At 49.5% G+C, this 10,004-nt stretch carries 7 protein-coding genes; 1 reads left to right on the forward strand and 6 read right to left on the reverse strand.

The annotated features are described in order from the left end of the window. Nucleotides 1-79: 79 nt before the first annotated feature. Complete coding sequence (gene dgt / locus B0475_RS14350; RefSeq protein WP_077412575.1) at nt 80-1,567, forward strand: dGTPase; 1,488 nt, start codon at nt 80-82, stop codon at nt 1,565-1,567. A gap of 47 nt (nt 1,568-1,614) precedes the next feature. On the opposite strand, the gene B0475_RS14355 is transcribed toward dgt, so the two are convergent. From B0475_RS14355 to B0475_RS18105, 6 genes are all read right to left on the reverse strand, one after another. After that, entirely contained in the window at nt 1,615-5,055 is a 3,441-nt protein-coding gene (locus B0475_RS14355; protein ID WP_077412576.1) for a S8 family serine peptidase, read from the reverse strand. Nucleotides 5,056-5,217: 162 nt separating this feature from the next. Continuing rightward, nucleotides 5,218-7,419: an endonuclease gene (locus B0475_RS14360; RefSeq protein ID WP_077412577.1), complete on the reverse strand. Its 2,202-nt coding sequence runs from the start codon at nt 7,417-7,419 to the stop codon at nt 5,218-5,220. Between the two features lie 148 nt (nt 7,420-7,567). Further along, nucleotides 7,568-8,233 (reverse strand): HvfX family Cu-binding RiPP maturation protein, encoded by a 666-nt coding sequence (locus tag B0475_RS14365; RefSeq protein WP_077412578.1) that lies wholly within the window; start codon nt 8,231-8,233, stop codon nt 7,568-7,570. 16 nt (nt 8,234-8,249) lie between these two features. Then, nucleotides 8,250-9,011 (reverse strand): HvfC family RiPP maturation protein, encoded by a 762-nt coding sequence (locus tag B0475_RS14370; protein WP_077412579.1) that lies wholly within the window; start codon nt 9,009-9,011, stop codon nt 8,250-8,252. Further along, nucleotides 8,989-9,846 carry an HvfB family MNIO-type RiPP peptide maturase gene (locus tag B0475_RS14375; RefSeq protein WP_077412580.1) on the reverse strand — a complete coding sequence of 286 codons (858 nt, stop codon included), beginning with the start codon at nt 9,844-9,846 and terminating at the stop codon, nt 8,989-8,991. Before B0475_RS14375 ends, B0475_RS14370 begins: the two co-directional genes overlap by 23 nt. Before the next feature lie 14 nt (nt 9,847-9,860). After that, the coding region (locus B0475_RS18105) for an HvfA family oxazolone/thioamide-modified RiPP metallophore (protein WP_456298903.1) at nt 9,861-10,004 on the reverse strand (144 nt) is incomplete at its 5' end.

Here is a 10,004-nt window from a genome sequence, read left to right on the forward strand (position 1 = left end):
ATGATTAATCGTGAAAGAATGAATACAATACATTGAATGCCAATACACTCAATACAAGGCAAGTAAGCCACAGAGCCACATGACAAAACCACCCATCAACTTTAAAAACAAGCTGATCGTTCAGCGACCCTATGACCGTCAGCAGAAAACCGTGGTTGACCCCAAGCGCATTGAATATGCATTGGAATCGGATCGTGGACGGATCATCAATTCGGCATCGGTACGGCGGTTGCAACAAAAAACCCAGGTGTTTCCACTGGAACGCAATGCGGCGGTGCGTTCGCGGCTGACCCATTCGCTGGAAGTCCAGCAAAATGGTCGTTACATCGTCAAAACCCTGTTCAAGAAGTTGGGCAATCAAACTCATCAACTGGGTTTGGATGAATTGCAACCAGCGGTGGAGTCACTGGTAGAGATGGCCTGTCTGATGCATGACATAGGCAACCCGCCATTTGGTCATTTTGGCGAAACCGCCATCAATGAATGGTTTGCTGATCATTTGGATGAATTGTTTGCCAACCTCGGTGAAGATAACCCTGATTTGAAACATCAGTTGATCCGTGACCTCAGGCATTTTGAAGGCAACGCTCAGGCGATCCGGCTGACCTTTTCATTACAGCAAATGAACCTGACCTATGCCCAGACCGCCTGCATACTGAAATATACCCGTCCTGCTTATGAGCCACGACCTCTGGCCAATCATCCACTGTCTTATGTGCAAAAGAAACCAGGGTATTACCTCTCAGAACAGGCGTTTGTTGAGGAAATGCTCGAACAGCTGAACACTGTGGCTGGCCATCGTCATCCTTTCGCCTATGTGATGGAAGCCGCCGATGACATTGCCTATTGTTTGGCTGACCTTGAGGACGCGGTAGAAAAGGGCATTTTGCCTCTGGAGCACCTGGTTAAGGTGCTCGGAGAACAATTTGTGGTCAGTGGTGGTGATCCGGAAGCGGTTAACATCCTGTCATTCAATGGCCAGCGAAACAGCTTCAATGCAGTGTTGGATATGGCCCTGACTGCTGGACAGCGGGACACCATCAACCACAATCATGAGTTTTTCCTCAAGCTGAGGATAAACCTCATTCATCATCTGGTGGATCATGCAGCGGCTCAATTCATCCGGCACTTACCGGAGGTCTATCAGGGCTCACACAATCGTGCTCTGCTGGAAGATGACAGTGTGGCTCATGCCATTGTGAACACCTTCAAGCAGGTTGGTTTCAGACACGTCTTCAATCATCACGAAGTTCAGACACTGGAGTTACAGGGTCACCGCATCATTACCGGCTTACTGGATTTATATGGCCGGTTGATGAAACCGGGCGCCCAAGCCTTTGCTGCATTGGTGGCGGGGCGAAAGAGTGGCTTCAATTATGAAGCGTTGTTGCTCAATAGAATTGATCAAAAAATCATCAAGGCTTACCAACACAGTGTGGCCGGACTGACGGATGATGAGGCCTTGTGGGAGCGTTATCACCGTTGCCGCTTGTTGCAGGATCACTTATCTGCCATGACTGATCACAGTGCCCACGATGAATACCGTTTACTGACGGTCAGCGCATAAAAAAGGGCAGGTCAGTACCTGCCCTTTCATGTCATTGAAAATCAGCTTCAGTTGTCATAGCCATGAGCAAATATCAAATCATTGGCAGTTGATGGAATCAAGCAAACGCTGGTGATGTTGCCTGTATCCTGGCCGACATTATCACTGATGTTTAATCGCCATATACCATCTGCTACCACTCCATCAAAGCCGTACAGTGGCTCTTCAGGTATCAACACGCCACCGATGGCGGGTGATGTGCCACAAACCCCTTCTACAGGCTCTGTGCCATTGAAGTCATCAAAGGTTACGTCGATGTCATTGGCTGAACACCCATTGGTTGAAGCTGGGCTGCCTGGTCGATCCATCAAGGTTACTGTGGTGCCTGAATTGACATGAGTCAGGGTGGCAATCAGGTCACCTACCCAAGTATGCTGCACTTCCAGTTTGACGATCAGGTTGGTGACCAGATCGGTATCTGCAAGACTCAGATCGACGTCTACACCAGCTGAATTGTTATCAGGAATACTGGCATTGGGTGTAACGCAAATCTCATTGGCTGTGGTGAATGAAAATTCATTACTGACCGAGCCGCTGCCACAGGTGTTGGAAGACTGTACACGCCAGTAATAGTCGGCATTGGGATTGAGGGAAAGCGCAGATGTATAAGCAGAACTTGTGACTGTTTGCGACTCAATGATGTTGCTGAAATCACTCATGTCTGACAATTCAAACAGGTATTCTTGTGCGCCCACAGCATCCACCCAGTCAAAACTGATGCCGTTACCTGGTACGTCCGTGGCTCCATTGGCCGGTGCACTCAGACCTGCCTGTGCGGGGACCCCGTCGTATAATGACATGCTGATGTTTGTGGTTTTGTTGTCCCCTGCAGAAGCACCATTGATGGACATTTGATAATCTCCAGGAGCCACAGCGCCCAGGTTGCTGAGGGTTAACACAGAACCATTACCCGGAGTGACCGGGTTCACTGAATAGCCGTCAGTCGCTCCGGCTGGCAAGCCAAGAGTGGTCAGCGTGACTGGGGTGTTGTAGCCAAGGATTGAGCCCACATTCACAGCAAAGGTGGCATCATCCGGTGAACAAACGTTGACCGCCGGATCAACCACACTCAAGGTGTATGTTGGATCCTGCGCGCAGTTGTAACACACCAGCGCAAAATCCTGATCAGTGCCATCGCCGGAATTTGGGATGCCATCGCCGGCGATGTTGGCCGCTGTGATGGTGATGGTTAAATCGGTCGCTGTACCTGCAGGCAGGAAAACAGCTTCATAGTTGTTGGCTGTATCTGCACTGCCTCCGGTGATTGAAAACTGACCGTTGAACTCATTCCCCAGGTACGTAGAGCCGCCGGTTTCCACCGTCAGGTCCAGGTTGTTGACCTGAGGTGAGGTACCCACGGCACCAGCCTGGTCGGTGTAAGTCATCACGATTCTGACGGGTTTAGCAGGATCTGCCGCAGAGCCGATCCATTGAAAAGTCTCTCCAGTGTTATCCAAAATGGTGCTCTGGTCAATGGCATATTTGCTGGTGTCATCAAACATCAGTCCCATGTTGGGCATGCCGTAACCCTGTGAGTTACTGGGTAAGGTGTCATTGGCCGATACCCCGGTGAGGTATGTTGGGTGGGCGATGAGGTAAGCCTTCATCATCGCCGGGCTTGGATCGGTCACATCAGTCACCAGGCTGGCCGGAGGGTTTTGCAACCAATAATACGCCAGAGAGGTCACACCAGCCACCGCCGGCGTTGAATGAGAGGTGCCTGAGGAAGCCGCAATGACCGTCTGACCACCAGGACGGAACTGGTCACAGACGCCTGTTCCATTGTAGTTACTGCTCGTTGATGCAGTGCCGTGGATATGGGTACCTGGGGCGATGACTTCAGGCTTGGTCCGTCCACCTGGAGCAGGACCACGGCTCGAAAAGCCAATCACATCCATGGCGTTATCAGCACCTGACGGCCCGGTGTTACATCCGTCGATCCAGTTGCCGTCTTCATCGCTGGGGCGTTGGTTTTCAGACGCTCCCACTGTGATCATGTTTTTGCCGTTACCTGGTGTGCCAACTGTACCCCCTGTAGAGCCGGAGTTGCCAGCCGCAAACAGCATGATCATTTGTTGATTGCCAGGCTGACTCAGGTCCGCATCACGCGTGCCCACATCAAATGCCTGGGAGGAGTCATCGTAACTACTGGCACAACCTGAACATCCCCATGAGTTACTCATGATATCGGCCCCATTGTCTTGTACAGACTGGATCAGACCCTGGTCGGTGCCACCACATTGCGTCAGGCTGAAACCCGGACCGAAAATGCGGTGCCCGGCCAGCCGGGTGTATGGGTTGACTCCCTGGGTACGGATGTATCCATTGGGGTCGATGTAGGGGAAACCCGTGCGGGCTTCAAAACCACCCACGATGTTGGTGTTCAGGTGACCATGACCACCAACCCCTTCAGCGGAATTGTTACCAGCTGTACAGTTTACGTTGTACATTATCCTTGATGGGTTGTTGATGTTGCCAATTTCATGGAATGTTTGATCCAGGGTGTTGGTTTGTCCGTTGCCGATACCATCATCGGTGACATCTACCACCGGGTAGGAATTGGCTGATGCTGGAAAACCGAGACCGGCTAAGAAAGTCGCGTATCCAGTCATGGCCGGACCTGAGTTGTCAGGAGTTAAATCACCGGACAGGATCACGTTTTGAACTTCGTCATCCAGGGTTCTTTCAAAATATTCGCCCACCCAGTAGGTATCTGCCAGTTGAGTGATTTGTTCAATGTCACTGACTTTAACTGAGATTCGGATGCTGTGAAAATTCATCACCGCTGACCATGGTGTATTCAATTGAACGGCCAAAGACTCAATCAATGCTTTGCTGTTTTGATTCATTGGGCTGTTGGCCAATTGAACGGCCACATCCACAACCTCATCTGAAGCCGGGTTGTTGTGCAGGCGCTGAGCAATGGTTTGACCTGTTTTTAAAGCCGGCACGTATGGCGCACTGAATTGCAGCATCGTTCTGGCACCAGCCATTTGATCGAGTTGTTGTCTGGTTTCATCATTGGCCCATACCAGGTAGCCGTTGTTGGCAACATAATGGATCAATTGCCCGCCATTGCTTTTAACCAGGTCAAGCCAGTTTTGTTTGATTGGACCAACAAACTGAATGAGGTGTAACCCATCACCAGCAGCGCTGTATTGATTGAACAACCCTTTGTGGTTGCCGTCCTGGGTATCGATGCGGTAACTATCGAATAACAGGCTGTTCATTTCGTCAGCCAGTTGAAAGTTGTGGTTGTTGGCTATTTGATTGCGGTCGGCCGGGTCGATGGCAAACAATTGGAATGAACCATAATCCACCAGCAATTCTGCATCGACAGATGGCGGCAGGGGTTGCCCGGCTTTGACAAGCAGTTTACCTGCTGCGTTGGCTGGGTTGATTGTCAGTAACTGACATGTCAGGAATATCCAGATGGCTAATTTTTTCATGCTCCTCTCTTGGTATTTTTAATATCCAAAAGATTGTAGTGGAAGCAGGTTTTGGGGTCAATTCCTTAGTCATTTATCATCAGTGCTTGTTTGTATTAAAAAACAAGCCATAAAAAAACCCCTGACTTGGCAGGGGTTTTAACCGCTGATTGTGAACTCAGATCAATCAAAGTCACTGGCAAAGATCAGATCGTCTCCGACAGTGGTACAGGCGCCACCCTGAACAAAGATACACTCCACCCATTCGGGATGATCGATGAATGGGTTGCGGTTTCCCTGATAACTGTAAACCCGTTCATTTCGTATTTGCTCAATGCTGTCCACTGGGTCACCGTTGTGCCAGTCGATCAGTACCGAGAGCAGTCCCATGAATGGCTGTCCGGTTTGAATGTCTCCAGGGTTGTCAGTCAGTTGCAAATCGACTTCTCCGGACACGTCACCAGCATAACGCAGGTCCATATAAAACATGGCCCGGGCAATGTCACCCTTGCGGAAATTCCATACTTCAAAAGAATCCCCATCAAACCAATTAGAATTACCGGGATAAGTGCCGGAACCGCCACCCACGCCATTATTAACATCAGTGGTCAGTTCTGTACAGCCGGCATTGCAGTCATCAAAGTACAGGTTGCCCCGGTTACCATTGTAAGTAACATCAGATAACATCAGATGGTGGGCATCGGTTCGGGCGGCATTGTCATCACCCAAAGAACCCGAGCTGAAGCCATAAGACTGTGGCCAGGTGTGTTCGCGGTTGTAAGCCTGTTGGCCACCACCCTTCCAGGTATAAGAGTTATTTTTATAAATCATCCATACCAGGTTGCTGTCATTGGGGTCTTCATCAGCGAAAGACAGCACATCCCAGGTATCGGTGGTGCCGGCGCTGTATGGAAATACAATGTGATCATCAATGATTTCATGCAGCGTATTACGCAACGTAGTGGCATTGGTGTCATCGGCAGTGGCGTAATAGTCACCCAATGGACACAGGCTGTTTAATACGCCAGGTGTGGGATCAACGGCCTGATAAGTAGAGGTATTCAAAGAACCTCCCGAAGCATTGGGACAGCGTGCCATGGACTCATTGGCCGCATTGCCATTGGAACCTTCATCAATTTGACTCTGACCGGGATTTATCAGGGTCAGTAAGCCAGCGTCATCAGCTTGCCCGGAGTCATATACCAGGGCATCCATGATGTCATTCACAGTCACCGGATCGCCAACAATGAAAGCACTGGCATCGATGTTGTACAGGGCCACCGCATCGGCACCGTCCTGCAGGCTGTCATCAGCGATGGTGACGTCAGGTGATAAGCCGGTATTCCCCACCAATAAAAAACCATTGCTGTCGGTGCTGGACCCAGTCAGGTCTATTACCTGATACACCTGATCGGTGTCTCCATCATAAAACACCAGTGACAGGTTATCGGCGCTGGTGTTGGCACTGCCATAAATTTCCACAAACTCACCACCGCTGCTCACTGCGTCAACTTCGTTGATGATCAGATTAGGCGCCGGAGGCGCACCGGCAGCTGCATTGGGAGTTGGCAGGCCTTCAAAAAAAGTGTTATTGAGGTCTTCAGAAGTTTCGTCATCACCATTCACACCATTGCCGTTGGAACCGGTTTCATTACCTTCATTGAGGTTGCCGCGTTGCCAGCTGTTGCCGCCGGCATGGGATGAGGCATTGATCACTGCCTGTGAGGCAATGACGGTATCATCCAGGTAAACAGAAGTAATGGCATCGGCATCCGGCCCATCAATACTGATACCGGTTTTGTCAACGGCTTCACGCTTGTCTCCCCAAACCACATAATCAATGTCTTGTACCAGATCACTGTTTCCGTCCCAGTAAAAAAGCACAGCGACTTCGCCCCCGCTGAGGGCACTGACGCCTGCTACTGTTCCACCTGGGTCATCATCGATTGAACCTGGGGTGGCTTCCACCATATCATCCACGGTATCAGCACCCGCGCCATCTTCAAACAATTCATAGGTTGGGTTGACGCCATAAGTGCTGAAAAAATTGTCTGAACCGTTGATGGAAATGGTTTGGTATGCACCAGGTGCAATGCTGGCACCGTTGGGGAATCGGGCAAAAAAATCATTGAAATCACCGCCACCGCCGGCACCGGATACCACTTGATAATAGTAGACATTGCCATTTGAAAAAGTGGCATCGGTCAGGTATACATCGGTCAGATCCAATGTGACACCACCTTTGTTGTGAATTTCAATCATCTCAGCGTCTGTGGGGGTCACGACCACTTCGGTGATCAGCAGGTTTTCATATTCGCTGATTGGTGTTCCTGCCTGTACCGGCATCAAGAACAATAACAGCATCAACATCATCATTGATTTCATTCATTTTCTCTCTTTTTATATACAGGAAGCGCATTTTACTTAAATTCCATGACTTTTGTGTGACTGAATTAACAATGCATTGAAAGTTGTCATTTCTGGCATAAAAAAGCCGTCAGATGACGGCTTTTCTGACTGCGTTGATGAATGTTTAACCCTGAGGTGTGATAAACCTGTCTGCCACAGCCAATGCCACGCCCAGGCCCATCAGTATCAAGCCAACGGCTGGCATCACGAAGAACAGTGTCAGACCCAATACCACCAGTCCCAAACCTTTCGCAATAAAGTCACTGGTGATTGGGTGTGTGGTGTCACCTTTGGTGAGTTTGGTCAGCAGATGATCCAGGCTGAATTTACCTGGTCCTGAAAACACCAGCGGCATCAGCAAAATCACAAACAACAATGGTAATTTGAAGTTTCCGGCTCCTTTATTGGAAATGGCATAGCCTTCCCACAACTGGCTGAGTGAAGTGTAGCTCTCCGGCCAGTGAACCGCAGCGGTCGCCACTGCGGTGATGACCAATAGGGAAACCGCAGCAAATCGAGTCAACAGACCCAGCAGCAATAAAATCGCAAACAGAAATTCTCCCCAGGCAGCCATGAACCAGGACACATCGGCAGGGATGATGTGAAAAGGCCATGGAAAATTGTCCTGAATTCCAGCAAACCAGTTTTCACCATTGAGCTTTTGTGTTCCGGCTTCGTAAAATTCCCAGAACAAGATGGCCCGGATCAGAAATGGGGGAACCCATTGGCCGACTGAGTTCAGGCGACTGGTGAGAGCGGTCCACAGGTTTTGAGCAGTGTTAAATGACATGATTGGATTCCTCCTTTTAGGTTGGGGTGATGTCTGTCAGGATGTGTTGTTGATACCATTGCAACATTGTCTGAGCGCCAAATCCAACAAATTGTTGGCTGTCAGGATGTTGATGTTGGCAGGCCAGTGTTTCAAGTATTTCACGACCAGACATGGATTGATTGTTGATTAAATGTTCCAGCAATAAGGCTGAAAAAGGGTTGAGTTCAGCAAAATGGACATCTTCTTTCAAATCTCTCCATACAGTGAGAAACACCGGCTGTTCCAGCGCCTCTACAGGCTGAAAGTCCTGTTTGATTTTGTGTACCGGGTATTGGTAGGCGCGCAAGCGAACCAATGGTGAAATCACCGGTTGAGCAGTAAGCAGCGATTCTTCGGTTAGTCCATCGCGTCGGGTGATTTCAAGGGGGTGCTTCTCCAGATGCAATTCCAGCCACTCATAGTGAGCCAACTCATACAAAAAAGGCCTCAAAGGATCGCTTGGCTGATGTTGGAGGAAATCCACAAATTCTCTGGGGATTTCTGGAAAGTGAGGGGTCTTATTGTGTTCCTTGCGAAAAAACTGGCGCACCAATCTGATCCACCCAGCCTCATCATATAAACTTCTGATCACGGGGAATGAGCCACTGAGTAATCCAGAAATGCTGTTGATGAACAAATCTCGGTAAATCGCCATGCGACGGTCTTCGATTCCATCCGGTTTGGCCACTGTTTCCGGACTCCGGATGTGCGCAGCAAATGCGACCTGTTGGTCTTTAAACGATGGCTTGCTGTTCATGGTCCTGTTGACCGTATTGTTGTTGAAGGGCTTCAATTCTGCTGACTTCGGTGATTAATTCAGCCACTGGCGGGTAATTAAAGTCCCGTTCCAGCAAAGTAGGGAAGACGCCATGCTGTCGGTAGGTGTGTTTAAGTATGTTCCAAACCGGTTCAATGACGTTGGCACCATGGGTGTCGACTATCAGGTCCTCGGCCTCATTGTAGTGACCAGCGATGTGGATATAAGCGATCCGGTCAACTGGTAATTGGTCCAGAAACTGAAGGGGATCATACCGGTGATTTATGCTGTTCACATAGACATTATTGACATCAAGGTGTAGCAGGCAGTCTGCCCGTTTGATGACTTCGTTAATGAAATCTATCTCACTCATTTCTGCACCAGGTTGTTGCAGGTAATACGAGACATTTTCCATGGCCATGCGTTCACCCAGAATGTCTTGCACCTGTTGTATCCGGTCAGCCACATGGTTGACGGCTGCTTCGGTGAACGGGATGGGCATCAGGTCGTATAATTGACCTCCATCTGTACAGTAGGATAAATGTTCAGAATAGATCGGTGCCTTGATTTCGTCTTTGAATTTTTTCACTGCCTTAACAAAAGCAATGTTCAACTCATCCGGACCACCAATGGACAATGACAATCCATGGAGCACCATGGGAAATCGCTCAGCAAACTGCCTGAAAATACGGCCGGCTTTTCCACCAACAGTCATCCAGTTTTCCGGAGCTACTTCCATAAACCGAACAGGTGATAAGTCCCCATGAGAGAGAAACGGGGACACCAGTCCCCGTCTCAAGCCGATCCCGGCACCTGAAATGTTATTTAACTTCATTTCAGTTTATCCGGTTATTGGCCGCCGCATTTACCTTCGCCGCATTTGCCTTCGGCTTTTTTGTCATCGCCGCCGCATTTGCCTTCACCGCATTTGCCTTCGGCTTTTTTGTCATCGCCGCCGCATTTGCCTTCACCGCATTTGCCTTCGGCTTTTTT

It is taken from the genome of Marinicella sediminis, from assembly GCF_002000055.1.
GTDB classification, from domain to species: domain Bacteria; phylum Pseudomonadota; class Gammaproteobacteria; order Xanthomonadales; family Marinicellaceae; genus Marinicella; species Marinicella sediminis.

Excerpts from the sequence above, each read along its gene's own strand:
- dgt (WP_077412575.1), top strand. The coding sequence starts at position 80 with ATGACAAAACCACCCATCAACTTTAAAAACAAGCTGATCGTTCAGCGA.
- B0475_RS14375 (WP_077412580.1), bottom strand. The coding sequence starts at position 9,846 with ATGAAGTTAAATAACATTTCAGGTGCCGGGATCGGCTTGAGACGGGGA.
- B0475_RS14355 (WP_077412576.1), bottom strand. The coding sequence starts at position 5,055 with ATGAAAAAATTAGCCATCTGGATATTCCTGACATGTCAGTTACTGACA.
- B0475_RS14365 (WP_077412578.1), bottom strand. The coding sequence starts at position 8,233 with ATGTCATTTAACACTGCTCAAAACCTGTGGACCGCTCTCACCAGTCGC.
- B0475_RS14360 (WP_077412577.1), bottom strand. The coding sequence starts at position 7,419 with ATGAAATCAATGATGATGTTGATGCTGTTATTGTTCTTGATGCCGGTA.
- B0475_RS14370 (WP_077412579.1), bottom strand. The coding sequence starts at position 9,011 with ATGAACAGCAAGCCATCGTTTAAAGACCAACAGGTCGCATTTGCTGCG.